Origin of the sequence: Pseudoalteromonas sp. MMG022 (assembly GCF_021654245.1) — a bacterium.
GTDB lineage: Bacteria > Pseudomonadota > Gammaproteobacteria > Enterobacterales > Alteromonadaceae > Pseudoalteromonas > Pseudoalteromonas amylolytica.
The window spans coordinates 1-17,476 of record NZ_JAKFZQ010000030.1; the positions used below are offsets into that span (position 1 = coordinate 1).

Sequence of the window (17,476 nt, forward strand, 5' to 3'; positions counted from 1 at the left end):
GTAGCGCAAGCCAAACGTGTTTCTTATTATTGAGTAATTGCATTACTTTTCAACCAGTTACTAATGTAACTGGTGGTATCTTTAACTGATGCTACTTCATTAAATATTAAATCAGCATTATTTCTAACTTGTTTAACAGCTGAGATATAAATATCTCTAAAGTGATCTTCGTATCTATCCAAGTAATTAGAGATAGAGCATATTGAATTAGAGCTCGGTTGCTCAGTATGCCGCCTGATAATACGAGATAGACACAACTCCAAGGGTTGATCTAACAAAACAACGTAATCTATCAATGGCGACATAGCATCACGCTCTTTACCAAATGGTTCTTCAATAAAAATAAAACGGCTACTATTTTTTGAAATTAAGCTTTCCAATGAAGTAACAAATTTTGGCGTTTTAATCAAAGAAACGTTTGCTCCATTCATTAGCCAGTTTTTCATATTTTTAGGATATGTATGTTTATCAGTGTGGTCATCAAAAAGTAGAAATGGGCAACCAAACGCTTTAGCAAGTTCTTTAACCATGGTGGTTTTTCCCGCACCAGATGCACCACTGATTGCAACTACTTTTGTGTTATTCATATTACCCTACTGTTTTGCGTCCTGATTTCATTAGTTTGTTAGCGTTACACAACCATTTAGTTACAAAAATATTGATACCACAAACAGAATGACAAGAAAGACTTGTACTCGACGACACCACCTAAATTTAACCCATATACTTTGAGCGAAGCGAAAATAGCAAGCGTTGCAAGTTACTCTTAAATACGTTGTTATAAGGAAATTTCCTGTCTGCCAACTTTATGAGCAAAACCACCAACCCTAACCTTAATAATTCCCCGATCGCTCGCCTCAACAGACGCGGTAATTCTTGAAATACACTTCATCGCTCGACCTTGCTCAAAAGCAAAGCTATTCGAATGTGTATTAGGAAGATGCTTGGCTAAGTAACAGGCTAATGCACCGCTCGCACTGCCTGTCGCTGACTCCTCTGGGATCCCAAACAATGGAGCGAAATTACGACAACTTGCTGTTACTTTACTTGTTTTCTCACACAGCTCAAAAGCATGGATACCAATTACATCATGCCTTTTACAGAACTCACTGGTTAAATTTTCATTCACTTGAATTTGATCAAGATACCCAAAGGGCACTGGAACAATAATATCAGGTAAGCCTGTTGAAATAACCTCAATCGGTAACTGAGTTGACTCAAGTATTGTCAAGTCTAATCCAATTAGCTCCGATATAACCTCATGACTAAACTCTCCACGAAACTCTGGTAACTTCTGGTCCATAACTATATGACCATTCGCCTCTACAGTGACCATAAGTAAACCCGCTTTAGTCCGTTGAAGGTACTTACCTTCAGTTATGATTCCGCCTTGATACATTGTCGAAAATGCAGCCAATGTGGCGTGCCCACAGAAATCAACTTCACCTGTTATCGTGTAAAAAGACAACGCAAAGTCGGCTTCGTCATCGCGAGATACAAACGCAGTCTCAGAATATCCAACCGCTTGAGCTATTTGTAGTTTTTCTTCGTTCGACAAATGATCGGCGTGAAGCACTACACCCGCAGGATTTCCACCAGTTCCATTCGCTGTAAAGGAATTCACCAAAAAAGCTTCAACGTTCTTCAATCTCAATCTCTCCGTATAACGCCGCGTTAATGGGCGCATAAATGCTTGGCTAAAATTAGCGACGAAGGAGCAAAATCCTGCTGTTTTGTGCCCTTTTTTAACGGCCTTGTTAGCTTTCGCTTACACTGACTTGTTGTGCCACTTGACCTGTTAGGGAAAAATGAACCCTCAATTTCAGTTGGTTCAATATTTTCAATTTTATACTCCCCACCCAACAGCCAAGGTTTTGTTAAGCTATAAATTTGGTTGTGTGATAATGATTTACCTGATTCTATTAAATCACCTACCATTTGAACTGCAAAGTATTCTATAACGAACTCTTTATCAGCTAACAACTCATTGAAACCTTCAGGCGTCTCTGCCACTTGTGAGAACTCACCGCCTCCTGAGTCAAGCCACCAAACTTGGCCATTATTTACATTTTGAACAAATGCATCATCGGAAGCTGAAAGTAATATAGGTAAATACTCTCCACCCAATAACCACTCCCAGTCAGATAACAAAGAGTCTCGTTCAAGGTGCGAGAAATTTACCGTTAAGTCATTTAATGTCATCTGAACTTCCTAGAAAGCTAACGCCCTGTTAAGGTGTGAGCAACGCAATACAAAAGCCGCCGCATACCACCTTAAACACTAAACGCAACGTATAGTAAAAATGCCGCGCGTTGCGAATCACTCTTAAACAGTTTGTTATAGCTCAAGCGTAAACGTACTGCTCTACTGTTTTTCCTCGGTCATCTACTGTAAATACTTTTACATAGATTTGGTGATTTTTAGCCATGTAAGCTTGAAGATAAAACTCTTTAACACAATCTAATGAAACATTGTGACTAGCTGCATGTTTGGGAAGCCACTCACGATAATAACCAATTGATTTTCTTATTCTCGGTGTTAGCCGAAACAACTCCTCGGTGCGAACTGGAACCCAAGAAATCTGAACAGGCTTACCTTTGTTCAAGCGAGCTAAAGTATACAAGTCTTCAAAAACAAAGGCTTCATCAACATAGTTGCACCCACCAACAAACGAGTGGGTAAAGTTGTGAGCCATTGACTTAATTAACTTATACTTCATGTTACCCCTGATAACGCCTTGCTAAGCGGCAAAAATAGTTGGCTAAAAATAGCGAGGAACGAGCAAAAGCCAACTGTTTTTTGTCCTGCTGAATTGACTTGTTAGCACTACTATTCAGCGCAATAAATTATTGGAATAGCATTCATGTCTTTAACCGCATGAGCAAATGAAGACAAAATCCAAAGTAATTGAGTAACATGACCCGAAACAGCCTCCCCACGTTGAATTTTTTGAAACTCAGTTGTGATTGCTGATTTAGATATAAAAGAACAACTTAAAATGCACTTCCGATGAAGTTTATAATCTTTTAACAAGCCGTCTAAATAGTTATCTGCATTAGAAGGATCGCCTTTTCTAACTCTTGTGATATTAGTGCGGCATCCATCGTTATTATAAGTCCTTGAAAATTTCTCTCTTATTCTTTCGAGCATTTGTTCTTTAGTAAAATACATATTACCTAAATTCTTAATACCTTGACCCACAACATCATGAAGGTTACTTGCTGACGTGCTATCACTTCCATGTTTAGAATGAATAAAGCTTATATTTGATTCAGCTCTGTTTAGAGCGATATGGTCAGCCCACTCTATGCCTAAATCATCACAAAAAATATAATCATCATTTTGATGAAGAGCTTCAACTACGCCGAACATTGAATCAGAATCAAATTCTATAGTTACATCAGAAAAGCTACCCTTTTCAGAATTGACACTTTGTATTTCAACTTTAGGGTGTAATATTTCTAATATACTGCTTATCTCAGCAATTCCAGAAGCATCTTCAAAACAAGAGCCCATAAAATACATATATTTAGGATCTGAAAACGTCACACTATAATATGCATTTTTTACTATAAATTTTTGCAGTGTAATTTCTTTACCATTTTCAATAACTCGAAACTTGGTAAGGGCTTTTGATGTTAGAGTTAAACTCTTTTCATTTTTCCTTAGTTTCGTGCAAGATTCTCGTCCCACAACCTTACAGTGAGAGTCAAGTTCATAGACTTGTTCGAGCGCAGAAAAAAGCAAATTCTTAACCCTTGAAGATATAACAATACTTTTGTTTTTATTGGTCTTGTACTTGATGATAAGACCATCATTTTCGATTCTTTCATATAGTGGGGTGGCTTCAATTAGAATAGCATTTGGCTCACATGCACCTAACACATCACTTAATTCAGCTTTTTTTGCGAATGAGTCGAGAAAGTTGTTATCAGTAGTGGGGTTTTCAATTAATTCAACTTGCTCCTTTACCCATAGAGCAATTTCATCGAGTGACTTTCGTTGAGAAGATTCTACTAATCGCCCTGTCCCTGAAATAGTCTTTGTAATTGCCCCCTGTCTAAGTTTTAAATAGAAGGGAATAGAGCGACCTGCTGAATGAGTAGAAAGTAGACCTTTTAAATCAGCAGCTTCATAAGATCTAGCTCTCATAGCTCTCTCAGAAACAGTCATGTTTCTTAAGGCTATTTTTTGAAATTCAACACTATTATCGTCAAAAGTAGCCGTTAAATCTCGGCTATCTATTAACGTAAAGTGTTGCTTTATAAGCTCGGAAATATTCGCACAACTTTTCTTAAAGACTGCTAAATAATTTTGGTACTCGATCAATATAATGAATGCATAAACCCTATCTTCCAAAGGTTCATCGATAAAATATACAGGCCTGACTGAAAGAAATACCCTTATGGAATAATTGTAACTAAAGTCTTCCTCTTCAACAGTTTTCTCAGTTCTGAACACATCAACAACAAACTGTGCGTTCGTATCCATATTGTCAACAGCCGCTCCGAGAATGTCATTTATAATCGAATCATCGATTGAGTTTTTTGGAATGTAGAATTGCGCATTTTTTGTGAGTTCTAATCTATCTGGCAAAGTCCATACCTCCGTGTAGTGCTAACGCCGCGTTAAACGGCAAAGTAATGCTTGCTAAAATGTGAAGCGGAGCGGAACCGAGCAAGCATTACGGTGTCCGAATTTTTAAACGCCTTGTTAGCAGTACTTACACCATACTTTCTTGGTCTTCAGTTATACCTTTATAAATTAAAGATAATACGCCGATTTCAATTATTGCCACAACACTCCAAACTAAAGCTATTAACGCCGTGTATATATGGGAGTCAAAGCTTGGTAAGTAAGATATGATTAAATCCGTAACAACCGGTAATAAACCTACACCAATAAATAATTTAGCTGAGTAGTCGTCAGAGATTTTCCAAGCGGATTGAATTGATAAGCTATGATCTAAAGCCGCAGATGGTAAAACGATGGAAAGTCTCGACCAAACAAACGCAGTCATCAGCGTTGTAATTAAACCAATAACAAAAAGGATTACCTGATTTTCTGTTCCCTGAGCCAATTCTATCAAGTACTTACCAAACATAGCCATAATGACAATACCAACTAACATCATAACTATATTTAGTGCGATGAACTTTTTGATAAAACGAAAATCCCTTCTCGTCAATTTGAACAGTTCTTTAATTGAGGCATTCTCGCTTAATATAAATGATCTGTGGGTATGAACTATGGATTTAGCCAAAATAACTAAAAAAGCAAAAACACACAAAAAGATTAAAGGTATATAACCGAATTCTTTTGACTCTGGGGAAAGCTTACTTTCTATATCTATTGCGTACAATCCAAGTCCAATTACCAACAATGTAACTAAAGCAGGGAGAAAATTTCTAAGAAATAGAACTTTATCTCTATTAAAAGTAAAGAGAGCTTCAATTATTATTTTTCTAACTTCCATATTTAAATTTACACCTAATTTTACAGTACTGCTAACAGTGTATTAGCGTGAATTCGCGTTAATGTTCTACCGACTAGCCCTACAACACACCAATTATCAAATTTAATTGCACCAAATATTAGCAGGTTAGATGCTATTAGACCCTCTAAAAAATAACAATGGGCGTAGTTCAAACCGAGAATCTACTTAAACGAGAATGAGTGAACGTGTTTATAAAAGTTAAATCTATTATAAATCATGAAGATAAATATCCAGCCTGATCTTTAGACAAACAATTTACGCAAAAATTAACAGGGCCTCTAGTTACGAATTTTAACGCTTTAAATTACATCAGTATAAAAAACAGCCAATGCATTTACAATAAACAAGCAATGCGAACAGACACAAAAAACCCGAGCCTTGCTCGGGTTTTACTAAAAGTCAGTGATTAAAACTTCGGACCGCCCCCGCCGAACATACCCGGTGGCATCATACCTTTCATGCCGCGCATCATTTTTTGCATGCCGCCCTTGCCCTTCATTTTCTTCATCATCTTTTGCATCTGCGTGAACTGCTTAAGCAATTTATTGATGTCTTGAACTTGGGTGCCAGAACCTGCTGCAATACGCTTTTTGCGAGAACCTTTAATAATGTCTGGACGAGCGCGCTCTTTCGGTGTCATCGAGTTGATAATGGCTTCCATTTGCGTAAACGCCTTATCACCCACTTGACCTTTTACCGCATCGGGTAAGTTATTCATGCCCGGTAGTTTTTCAAGCATAGACATCATACCGCCCATGTTTTTCATCTGGCGTAGCTGCTCGGCAAAGTCTTCTAAGGTGAAGCCATCGCCTTTAAAGACTTTTTCGGCCACTTTGGCTGCTTTGTCTTTATCAACTTTCATCTCCACTTCTTCGATAAGTGACAATACGTCACCCATACCAAGAATACGCGACGCTACACGGTCTGGGTGGAAAGGCTCAAGCGCGTCGGTACGCTCACCCACACCAATGAATTTGATTGGTTTACCGGTAATATGACGAATTGATAACGCCGCACCACCACGAGCATCACCATCCGTTTTAGTTAAGATCACGCCAGTAAGTGGCAGCGCTTCATCAAATGCTTTGGCAGTATTTGCCGCATCCTGACCCGTCATCGAGTCAACAACGAATAAAGTTTCAATCGGGTCAATGGCACTGTGAAGGGCTTTAATCTCATCCATCATGTCGTTATCAACGTGCAAACGACCTGCGGTATCCACAAGCACGACATCGATGAACTTTTTCTTCGCATGGCTAATTGCGCCCGTTGCAATATCAACTGGCTTTTGTGAGATGTCACTTGGGAAAAACTCAACATCCACTTCACCGGCTAGAGTTTCAAGCTGTTTGATTGCCGCAGGACGATATACGTCGGCACTGACCACTAATACCGATTTTTTCTTGCGCTCTTTTAAGAATTTAGCAAGTTTACCCACACTGGTGGTTTTACCCGCCCCCTGAAGACCCGCCATCATGACTACCGCTGGCGGTTGTGCTGCTAGGTTTAGCTCTTCGTTGGCTTCCCCCATGGCTTTTTCAAGTTCTTCACGAACAATTTTGATAAAAACCTGACCTGGGCTTAGGCTTTTTGTCACCTCAACGCCAACGGCACGCTCTTTTACTTGTTTTACAAACTCACGAACTACAGGTAAAGCGACATCGGCCTCAAGTAGCGCCATACGTACTTCGCGCAGAGTTTCTTTAATATTTTCTTCGGTTAGACGGCCCCTGCCGCTGATGTTTTTAAGCGTTTTACCTAAACGTTCCTGGAGGTTTTCAAACATGTATTAGGTTCCAATAAATCGTAATTGCTCGACATTATACTGATATGGCCCCGACTAATACAGTGTTCAAGTGCAGACAAAGTTTCTTTTTGGAAACTCTATGCAAGCAGCAACGCTTAAAATACAATAGCTTTACAAAGGAAATTAAATATTGGGCACACTTTGATGTTGATTATCAGCTTGTCTTTATTCGCCAGTCTGTTTTACGTGCTTGCCACTGGCCACGTTTTATCAAGGCTATTTCATAAAGAAGGGCCAAATCAAAAACTGACCATTGTTCTTAGCACGCTGGCTATTCTCTCGCATATGCTGCTATTGGTAAACTCAGTGTTTACCAGCGAAGGACAAGACTTAAGCACGGTAAACGTCGCGCTGTTGACCTGCTGGGTTATCGTTGTCAGCGTCACGGCGGTGTCGTTAAAGCTCCCCGCTACCTTGCTGTTGCCCGTGGTGTATGGTTTTGCCGCAATATTACTCACCTCAAGCTTATTTATTCCACATCATATTGTGATGCAAACCATCAATGTTGATTTGGGTCTGGTTGTACATATTTCCTTATCACTGCTGGCCTATTGTGTGCTCATTATCGCCACATTGTACGCTGTACAGTTTTTCTATATCGATAACCGCCTAAAACACAAAGACCTTGCCATTATGCACAGCCATTTGCCACCACTTATGCAAGTAGAAAGACAACTGTACCAATTGTTAACCATAGGTACTGCGCTGCTTACTTTAGCGCTGTTGTCTGGGTTTGTTTTCCTAGATGGTATGTTTGCCAAAGAGTTTATTCACAAAACGGTCCTCTCGTTAGCGGCTTGGGTGGTTTTTGCGGGGGTTACCTTTGGTCATCATCAATTTGGTTGGCGTGGTAAAGCAGTGGTATTCTCAATTATGGTTGCATCTGGCTTAGTAACACTGGCCTATTTTGGCAGTCGATTTATTCAAGAAGTCATCTTAGGCAAGTTTTAACTTGACTCTTTGCGCTGGCTAACGCTTAATACACGTTCGTAAGAAAGAAAGGGATCCACTGTTGGACGACATATCTACAAGCACCTTATTTATTATATTGGGCTTGCTTATCATGATCTCGGGCTATTTTTCTAGCTCTGAAACGGGGATCATGTCAATAAACCGTATTCGACTACGTCACCTCGAAAAAGAAAACCACCGTGCAGCTAAACGCGTTAGCAAGTTGCTACGACGCCCTGATAGGCTTATCGGCCTGATCCTTATCGGTAACAACCTAGTGAATATCGCTGCAGCGCAAGTTGCCACGATTATCGGCTTGCGTTTGTACGGTGATATGGGGATTGCAATTTCAACCTTTGTACTAACACTTGTGGTACTGATCTTTGCCGAAGTAACACCAAAAACGCTCGCTGCGTTATATCCTGAAAAAGTCGCTTTTCCAAGCTCGATTATTTTAAAAGGCTTATTAAAAGTACTGTTCCCGCTGGTAATCACAGTTAACTGGATCACCAACGGCATGCTCAAGCTATTCGGTATTTCTAATCAGCAAATTGAAGAGCATAGCCTCAGCAAAGAAGAACTCAAAACTGTGGTGAATGAATCCAGCGCGTTATTGCCAAGCAATCACCAAAACATGCTGACATCAATTCTCGACTTAGAGCAAGTCACCGTTGAAGACATTATGATCCCGCGCAACGAGATCAACGCTATCGATATCAACGATGATTGGAAAGACATTTCTCGACAACTGACCAATGCACAACATACCCGTGTATTGTTGTATCGTGATCAAATTGACGATGCCGTTGGCTTCATCCATGCCCGCGATGCGTTGCGACTACTGACCAAAGAGCAATTTGATAAGCCTTCTTTGCTCAGAGCGGTACGTGAGATTTACTATATTCCTGAAAATACCTCACTGAATACTCAGCTGCTAAAGTTTCAGCAAAGTAAAGAGCGTATTGGCTTAGTAGTTGATGAATATGGTGATATTCAAGGCCTTGTGACACTTGAAGATATTCTTGAAGAAGTGGTTGGAGACTTTACCACCACGCAAACCCCAGCTGCCAGCGATGAAGTTGACGTACAAAGCGATGGCTCAGTGTTGGTAGATGGTGCAGCAAACATCCGTGATATCAACAAAGAGATGAACTGGGAGTTACCAACGGAAGGCCCGAAGACGCTCAGTGGCTTAATTGTTGAACATCTAGAGGATATCCCCGATGCACCTTTGAGCTTAATTATTTCTGGCTATCCAATGGAAGTGGTTGAGCTTAAAGAGAATATGGTGAAGCTTGTCAAAGTAATGCCTGGAAAGCAAAAACACGCCTAACGAGTATGTCCGTGGTACTGCCACGGGCAAACTGCTTACCAAACTTGCTACTTATCTTTTTCCTACCCACAGATAATATTGCCTTTTAAGAAATAACCTATTTATATTAATTGCCATAAAAAAGAAATAATTAAGTCACATTAGAGTCACTAATCTATGGTTGACTGTCCCCTTTTTAAGATTAATCAAAATTTAAAAGGGTCACTCATGAACATGCGCTCGCTACAACATTCTCTAAAATATTCATTACTTTCGTTATCGATTATTTCAGCCCTCGTTGGTTGTTCACTCAGTGGTGATGACGGCCAGCCTGGTGCACAAGGCACAGCAGGCGCTCAAGGTGAACAAGGAGTAGCGGGTGATAAAGGTGAAGATGGTCAGGATGGACTTAATGGTGAAAATGGACAAGATGGAAAAGACGCCAACCGCTTATTAGATATTCAATTAGTGGGTCGCGCTGTACTTAACCCACAAAGCCCAGAAGGTGCCGCCGAGATTGTTGCCTATCAAACCTCGAAAAAATGGATCTATGCAATAAACAGCTCTGGTGATAGCGCGGTGGTAGAAATTCTACCCGCTACCTCATTTGATACCGTAGCGCTTGCCAAAAATAACGAAAGTGTGGTGACAACCACAAACTTAAGTAGCGCCATGACCATTTTGTTAAATGAACATACACCAGGCGATGCCAATAGTATTGCTATCGACAACAACAACCAGCTGCTCGCAGTCGCGATGGCTTCAAAAACCACAGGTATTGCGGGTCATATCGCATTTTACGACATCTCTGGAGATGGCCCTGTATTTTTGAAAAACGTCCAAGCTGGTGCCCTACCCGACATGGTCACTTTCAGCCCTGATGGAACTAAAGTGGTGGTTGCCAACGAAGGTGAGCCCACTGGTGATTACAGCATTGACCCTGAAGGCAGTATCAGTATTATCGATGTCACTAACGGCGCAGTTGCAGATACTGCGACGCACATTGACTTCACGGCCTTCAACGACAAACAAGCAGAACTTGAAGCGCAAGGCATGGTATTTGCCAACCCAACAGGTCGCACGATTAATGGCAAACTCATTAATACCACTGTTGCAATGGATTTAGAGCCTGAATATGTCACCATCACTAAAGACAATCGCTATGCGTATGTTTCAATACAAGAAAACAATGGCATGGCGGTGGTTGATCTAAACGACAATAGCGTGAAGTTACTGGGCCTGGGCTTTAAAGACTGGTCAAACTTGACCATGGATGCATCTGACAAAGACGGTAAAATCAACTTCCGCGCATACCCTGGGTTGTATGGTATGTACCAACCAGACACCATTTCCAACTTTACATGGAAAGGCGCGAACTTTATTGTCAGCGCCAACGAAGGTGATGGTCGCGAGTACTTTTTTGACGTAAACAATGAAGCTGACTGTGCAGCCAAGGGTGGCCTAGATTACGACGAAGACGATGGCTGTTTAGCCTATATTGATGAGAGCCGAGCGAAAGACTTAACGCTTGCAAGTAACTTTTCATATCTGAACAATGACAATGACGACATTGGCCGATTAAAAGTCACCACGGTTAAGGGCGATGTTGACAATGATGGCCAGTACGAACAGCTTTACACCTATGGTGCACGCTCATTTACCATCTGGGATAGTAATGGTTTGGTGGTATTTGATTCTGGCGATCAGATAGAGCGTATCACTGCGGCTATTCACGGCGACGCATTCAACAACGATGAAGATGCCAACGAGGGTGATACCCGCTCCGATGCCAAAGGTCCAGAGCCTGAAGCGCTGGCACTTGGTAACATTGGCGAACGCCTGTTCGCGTTTGTTGGGCTTGAGCGCATGGGTGGTGTGATGGTGTATGACATCACTAATCCGTATGACGTTAAGTTCACTGATTATTTCTACAATCGTGGGCTGGTCGAAGACGCTGACATTTCAGGCGATCTAGCGCCTGAGGGTATGACATTCGTCAGCGCAGAGCAAAGCGCGACAGGCAAACCGCTGTTGATTATCGGCAATGAAATTTCAGGTTCTATTGCTGTATGGCAGGTTGACCTAAAAGACTAACTCAATGTTTTGCTCACACAAACAGGGTTACTTTCCATGTTTGTGTGAGCGCCCACATCTTTCGCCATGTTACTGCGTTTAAAACCAATACAGCCAAGTTAGATATCGATCTTATGCTGCTATGAGTTAACTCCATCAATAGCGACTAAGACAAAACTTCTCTTTGCATAATCACCAGCAGTTTATTGTCTGGCACTGCATAATTACCCATAATTTTATCTGGTGCGATAACCTGCGCCAGTTTCCAACCTGCCTGTCCATGCTTGTTTAGTTCCGCATTGAGTTCAGAGGCTAGGGGCTTGTTAAAATCCAATGCGATACGTGCATCAAACGCTATCTCCACTACTTTAAATTCATACCGTATTTGTTCATCCAACTCGCTTAGGGAGTCGACCTCAACATCAAATGTAGCAGCCAACGCTTTACTTGAGCGCATTGAAGCTACACCTTCATTTTCAATGCGCTGTATTGTTCTAAGGTTTAATCCAGTTTGTTCAGCCAATTGCTCTTGAGACCAAGATTTACTGCGCCGAAATCGGACAACTTGCTTTGCATTTATTTTCATACCTTTTCACAACTCGTTCTTTGCTTCCACTGTATAGAGTTCGTTACAGCTGAGCGCCAAAATTTAGCCGACATTTTTACGACACTTTTTCCAAATACAGATAGAACAGCATACGGGGATATGAACCCAGCAAGATTTTTTATTCAAAATTAGAGAATAAAAACCCACAAATCCCTTGCTATATCTAGCACATTAAAAATGCAAAATACCCAACAATATTCAATGAAAAACACAAATATGTAAGCATCCACTTACTTAGAGCTAAAACTTAAAATATTCAGCCCGATTTATGGGACGAAATGGTAAATTAATCGTAAACAATAATCCACATCTATGAATATTGTATTCATTCCAATCCATGTTCCCATATATAAAACTGTAATAAGGTAGCGCCAGTGACAACAACTAAAGAGTAAAAAACCGTGCAAAAAATCAATAAAATAACTCTCAGCCTTTTAGGCATATGCTCTTTTTTATCAACTTCTTGTGTACAAGCAAATACAGATAAAAATGGTGAAGAAAAAGTCGAACGGATCTCCGTAACAGGTAGTCGTTTGTTAAGTATTGAAGCCACCTCACCTTCTCCAGTGACCGTGATTGGAGAGGACATAATTACTGCCAGTGGTGCAACAGATATTGCAGAACTGCTGAACAAACTTCCTTCCATGGCACCCGGCCTAAGCTCAGGTACCAGTAACTATAACGGCAGTGCTGGTGTCAGCACGCAGGACTTACGTGGCCAAGGCGCTAAGAGAACATTGACACTGGTCAATGGCCGTCGCCATGTTGGCTCCATTCCGGGTGAAAGTACGGTAGATATAAGCTCTATCCCAACTGGGCTTATCAAACGTATTGAAGTACTCACAGGTGGTGCTTCATCGGTATATGGTGCCGATGCGGTAGCAGGTGTAATAAACATCATCACTAAAACGGATTATGTTGGCTCAAAATTAGATTTGTCAGCGGGTATATCTTCTCGCTCAGATGGTGAAAAACACGGCTTTAACTTTCTTCACGGTCTAAATTTTAACGACAACAAAGGTAACGCTACATTCTACTTTTCTTATAACAAGGAAGCAGAAATAGACGCCAAAGACCGACCATATACCAACGCAAACTGGCAATATTTACCTAATCCAGAACACGTTGACTTAAAACTAAGACTGCTCGCGGAAGGTAAAACCTCTGAAGAAGTGACCGAGATCACTAAACATGATGATATCCCAAACAACATCATGGCTCGACGTTATTCAATTTCTGCCAGCCCCACCACTGTGGTATTTATCGGTGGTGTCGCATACACCTTCAACAATGATGGCTCTATGCGCCCAGTAAAGTTGGGTAACAGCGGTGAACTGTATCGCCCAGAAAATGGCTTAACTGGTATTCAAACCGATGAAGGCGGTGAGCAGCTAGGCGCATATGAGTTCCAACGCCTACGCGTACCAGTTGAAAAAGCCCTATTTAATAACACCATTAATTATGAATTTGATTCAGGCCACCATTTCTCTTTGGACACCAAGTATGTAAAAACTGAGTCAGAGTCTCGTATGTTTCCGCACTCATTGTATGGCAGTGTACCGCTTACCAGAGATAACGCCTTTATTCGCTCAGATCTGGGCGCGTTGATGGATCAGAACGAAATGTACTATCTGCCCATTGCCCGTCACTTTGGTGAAATGGGCCAACAAGGCAGTGATTACAGCCGAGACTTGTTCCAGATTGTCGCGGCGGTTCAAGGCGAGTTCTCTAACAACTGGCTGTGGGAGTTTTATGCGCAATACGGTAAGGCTAGCGCAGATAACACCACCATCAATAGCTATTATGAAGACCGGTGGCTTGCGAGCCTCGACTCAGTAAGAGACGAAAATGGCAATGCCGTTTGTCGTGCAAGCATTGATAGTACAGCCGCCCCTATTCCGGGCAACGATTACAGTAATTGTGTTCCCCATGATGTGTTCACCCCTATGACGGATGAATTACTCAACTATATTGACCTTGAGCACACCTCTTCGCAATCGCAAACTCAAAAGGTGCTGCACTTCAACACCAGCGGTGACCTTTTTGAAGGATGGGCAGGTCCAATCGCAGTTTCTTTAGGTGCTGAATATCGTAAGGAAAGTAGCGAAACAGAACCGTCAGAAGCGCTTCAAGAAGGCTACGGCGCAGGCTACGCTGTATCACGTCCTGTGGTGGGAGAATACGATGTTAAAGATGTTTTTGTTGAAGCAAACATCCCGTTACTCAAAGATGTGTTTATGGCCTCCAAGCTTGATATGAGCTTATCCGCCCGTTCAGCGCATTATAGTGAAGCAGGTCAAAACACTAGCTGGAATGTCGGCGCAACTTGGCAGCCTATCGATGATTTAACGATACGTGTATCTCGCTCTCGCTCGGCCCGTGCGCCAAATATTAGTGAGCAATTTACCTCTGACGGTGAAGGGTTTGCATGGCTATATCAACCATGTAGTCAAAACCGCATTCAAACTGCCGAACCGCATGTGGTTGAGAATTGTAAAAAGCTGGGTGTGAATGTCTTTAAAAATGAAGATGGTATCACCACCAGTGATATTCGTTGGTATCAACCAGGCATATTGCTCACCTCTGGTAACAAAGAGTTAGATGTAGAAACTGCCAATACCCTAACAGCAGGTTTGGTGATCACCCCGCAAAGCATCGAAAACCTTGAAGTGACATTTGATTACTGGGATATTAGGCTTTCTGGGCTAATTAGCAGTTTTAATGTAGCTACTGTTGTAGATGCCTGTGTTGAGCAAAGCTCACTGGATAATCAATTCTGTGCCCTGTTAACGCGTCAGCCAGATGGCATCATCACCCACGTCAACCTAAAAACCCTGAACTTAAACGAACGTCGTACCAGTGGCTTAGACATAATCGCAAACTATAAGTTTGATGCTTTAGGTGGCACATTTGGCATTAACTCCATAGTGCAAAAGCTCATTAGGCGTGATATTCAAACTGACCCGACACTCGAGTTAGAACCGACAGTTGGCCTGTTTGCTCATCCGCGTTGGAAAGGGACAATTAACCTTAGCTATGAAAATGACGACTTCCGCATTGGTGCATCAACTCGCTATGTGGGCAGTCAGCGCAGCAAAGATACCTATACAGCATCTATCGTTACACCTCATGAAACACCCACTATGATGTATACCGATTTAACGGCATCCTACAACATCAATGAGCAGCTACGTATCAATGTAGGTGCCAATAACGTGTTTGATAAAGAAACACCACAAATGCCTGAGGCTGATATTGGCGGTGCTAGCTACTACACTGGCACTAGCGGTGGGTTATTCGACACCTTTGGCAGAACTTACTTCGCCAGTATTAACTGGGAGTTTTAAGATCTTAGATTAGTCCAATGTAAGCACAGAGGCTCCCCTTCTCTGTGCTTATTTCATGGTCTTTGACGCAGCAAAGGGCATAATATATTTAATTGAAATACGTGTTAATGATATAATGCCATGGCAAAACAATGGGCGTTAAAACAACCCCAATGATGCACGCAAACGCAACACCCATAGCATATTCATCCAAACCAGCATTCAAATACATGGGTAATGCGAACAACGCCAACCATAATATTTTCCACAATAACTCAAACATTAGAATTGGCAGCATTTTTAATGGATAAAAGGCACCCAGTAGTGACATCAACATAAACCCCATGAGCATTGCATTGATCACAGTGTAGGAGTCTGTGGATACTCCCATTTCAGATATGGCCTCAGGCGTATTTGAAAGCCCCAGACCCACGAAGATAAAAATATACATCGCTCTGAGTAAATAGAGCTTAACCTTTCCTATGTCTTCCATCACTCACTCCTTAATGTCTAAACAGTTTGTTATATGACTCAACCAGATACTTCGTATTACGAGTGCTTTGCGCATTTAACATCACTTTGCTTGGCCTGTTCAAAGTGAAGCACCACTAAGTTACGACGAGATTATGACCTTGAATTTACGGCAACCAATAAAATCGCTAACTTGCAACCTTGGCTCAGATCTTTATGACTTTTGGGCGAATGAAAAAGCCTAAAAACTTACCAAAGAGGCTTTTGTACATTGATTCGATTTCTTCTTGGTTAATGCTTCCTCCACGAATAAGCATTTCATGCATCTCACCAGGTTCTGCAACAAGAAAGCCCGTAGAAGTAAATCCATTTTTTTCATAAAACGCTTTACGTTTCACCCGTTGTTGATAGTTTTTTGCTCGCGTATCAATTTGTTCGATATTTAGGACGATTCTTTTTGTAGGATACATGCCAGACATAGTATTCATTACCTTGCTTCCATATCCTTTGGAGCGAAACTGCCCTGCGATAGCTAAGAATTGTACAAAAACAATGTCTTGGTAATGTGTGCAATAGATAAGACCAACCCATTTATCATTTTCATACAATACATTGAAGCCTTTGGGACCATTTCTCAATTTATAACGAAGCACAAAAGTCGGTATACGTTGTGCACCGGGAAATGCCTCTTTATATAAATCGATCACTTTTAAATAATTAGCATCGTTACTGTTAAACACTTGGAAGTTGATACTCATATGCTCGCCTCTTTAGGCTTTTTCAACAATTAGGTAAGCGTGTAAATCGGGATAATGCTCGTATTCAAGGTGCCTGCAAATACAACCCTCGCTAATTAATAAACTGAGAAATCCGTTAACCCCCAAAGTCGAATAGTAAACCTCAGGACCCATCGCGTTGTTGGTATGTTCATCTGGTGCAACTGTGCCACCGAAGGAGAAAATCAACACTCCACCTTGGTTAAGGCTGGCAAGCAACTTTTTCAAAACCTGCGCTTGGTGCTTAAGGGGGACGTGCCACATACTGTCCCAAGCCGTTATGAAGTCATATTGCTGTTCAATCACCCACTGACATATATCGCGGTGGTGAAAAACAACATCAGGGTGACGCGCTTTGGCTAAACTAAGCATTTTCTCAGAAACATCCACCCCCTCAGGCGAAAACCCTTCACTTTGTAAAAGGTCGATAAACCGCCCAGTACAGCCACAACCAACGTCCAGTGCCTTACCTTTGTTGTGGGCAAATACTAACGCACGCCTGTGCGCCTCAATACCATTGAGCCTGTTAAATTCTTCACTCTCCCATCGAAAAGTGATTTCATCGTATGCTTTACCGATATCTTGAGGGTTCATATCCAAAAACCTAACACCCTGTTAAGGGCCACTGTTATGTTGACTAAAATAGTTGGGAAGCA

Annotated in this window: 15 protein-coding genes; 4 read left to right on the top strand and 11 right to left on the bottom strand. The window is 41.4% G+C overall.

All coding sequences use genetic code 11. The annotated features are described in order from the left end of the window. Positions 1-26: 26 nt before the first annotated feature. From L1070_RS18965 to ffh, 7 genes are all read right to left on the bottom strand, one after another. Positions 27-587, bottom strand: a complete 561-nt coding sequence (locus L1070_RS18965) for a hypothetical protein (RefSeq protein ID WP_237126728.1) — start codon at positions 585-587, stop codon at positions 27-29. A 191-nt stretch (positions 588-778) separates the two neighbouring features. Continuing rightward, complete coding sequence (locus tag L1070_RS18970; protein WP_237126729.1) at positions 779-1,648, bottom strand: PhzF family phenazine biosynthesis protein; 870 nt, start codon at positions 1,646-1,648, stop codon at positions 779-781. Positions 1,649-1,674: 26 nt separating this feature from the next. Next, positions 1,675-2,202, bottom strand: coding sequence for a T6SS immunity protein Tdi1 domain-containing protein (locus L1070_RS18975; RefSeq protein ID WP_237126730.1), 528 nt, complete (start codon positions 2,200-2,202; stop codon positions 1,675-1,677). A gap of 142 nt (positions 2,203-2,344) precedes the next feature. Continuing rightward, positions 2,345-2,719 carry a hypothetical protein gene (locus L1070_RS18985; RefSeq protein ID WP_237126731.1) on the bottom strand — a complete coding sequence of 125 codons (375 nt, stop codon included), beginning with the start codon at positions 2,717-2,719 and terminating at the stop codon, positions 2,345-2,347. A 110-nt stretch (positions 2,720-2,829) separates the two neighbouring features. Next, the gene (locus L1070_RS18990) at positions 2,830-4,596 is read right to left on the bottom strand and encodes a hypothetical protein (RefSeq protein ID WP_237126732.1); all 1,767 of its coding nucleotides are present in this window, start codon (positions 4,594-4,596) and stop codon (positions 2,830-2,832) included. 127 nt (positions 4,597-4,723) lie between these two features. Beyond that, positions 4,724-5,476 carry a hypothetical protein gene (locus L1070_RS18995; protein ID WP_237126733.1) on the bottom strand — a complete coding sequence of 251 codons (753 nt, stop codon included), beginning with the start codon at positions 5,474-5,476 and terminating at the stop codon, positions 4,724-4,726. 427 nt (positions 5,477-5,903) lie between these two features. After that, positions 5,904-7,283 (bottom strand): signal recognition particle protein, encoded by a 1,380-nt coding sequence (gene ffh / locus L1070_RS19000; protein WP_070986713.1) that lies wholly within the window; start codon positions 7,281-7,283, stop codon positions 5,904-5,906. A gap of 165 nt (positions 7,284-7,448) precedes the next feature. Between ffh and ccsA the strand changes: the two genes are divergently transcribed. The 3 genes from ccsA to L1070_RS19015 all read left to right on the top strand — a co-directional run bounded on the left by ccsA (position 7,449) and on the right by L1070_RS19015 (position 11,661). Continuing rightward, positions 7,449-8,255 carry a cytochrome c biogenesis protein CcsA gene (gene ccsA, locus L1070_RS19005; protein WP_237126734.1) on the top strand — a complete coding sequence of 269 codons (807 nt, stop codon included), beginning with the start codon at positions 7,449-7,451 and terminating at the stop codon, positions 8,253-8,255. A 61-nt stretch (positions 8,256-8,316) separates the two neighbouring features. Beyond that, positions 8,317-9,588: a CNNM domain-containing protein gene (locus L1070_RS19010; RefSeq protein WP_237126735.1), complete on the top strand. Its 1,272-nt coding sequence runs from the start codon at positions 8,317-8,319 to the stop codon at positions 9,586-9,588. A gap of 213 nt (positions 9,589-9,801) precedes the next feature. Then, complete coding sequence (locus L1070_RS19015) at positions 9,802-11,661, top strand: choice-of-anchor I family protein (RefSeq protein ID WP_237126759.1); 1,860 nt, start codon at positions 9,802-9,804, stop codon at positions 11,659-11,661. 145 nt (positions 11,662-11,806) lie between these two features. On the opposite strand, the gene L1070_RS19020 is transcribed toward L1070_RS19015, so the two are convergent. Next, the gene (locus tag L1070_RS19020; protein WP_070986708.1) at positions 11,807-12,226 is read right to left on the bottom strand and encodes a helix-turn-helix domain-containing protein; all 420 of its coding nucleotides are present in this window, start codon (positions 12,224-12,226) and stop codon (positions 11,807-11,809) included. Positions 12,227-12,648: 422 nt separating this feature from the next. On the opposite strand from L1070_RS19020, the gene L1070_RS19025 reads away from it, so the two are divergent. Then, the gene (locus L1070_RS19025; RefSeq protein WP_237126736.1) at positions 12,649-15,594 is read left to right on the top strand and encodes a TonB-dependent receptor; all 2,946 of its coding nucleotides are present in this window, start codon (positions 12,649-12,651) and stop codon (positions 15,592-15,594) included. A gap of 88 nt (positions 15,595-15,682) precedes the next feature. On the opposite strand, the gene L1070_RS19030 is transcribed toward L1070_RS19025, so the two are convergent. From L1070_RS19030 to L1070_RS19040, 3 genes are all read right to left on the bottom strand, one after another. Further along, positions 15,683-16,066, bottom strand: coding sequence for a hypothetical protein (locus L1070_RS19030; RefSeq protein ID WP_237126737.1), 384 nt, complete (start codon positions 16,064-16,066; stop codon positions 15,683-15,685). A gap of 184 nt (positions 16,067-16,250) precedes the next feature. After that, positions 16,251-16,802: a GNAT family N-acetyltransferase gene (locus tag L1070_RS19035; RefSeq protein WP_237126738.1), complete on the bottom strand. Its 552-nt coding sequence runs from the start codon at positions 16,800-16,802 to the stop codon at positions 16,251-16,253. A 12-nt stretch (positions 16,803-16,814) separates the two neighbouring features. Then, positions 16,815-17,414: a class I SAM-dependent methyltransferase gene (locus L1070_RS19040; protein ID WP_237126739.1), complete on the bottom strand. Its 600-nt coding sequence runs from the start codon at positions 17,412-17,414 to the stop codon at positions 16,815-16,817. Positions 17,415-17,476: the final 62 nt, after the last annotated feature.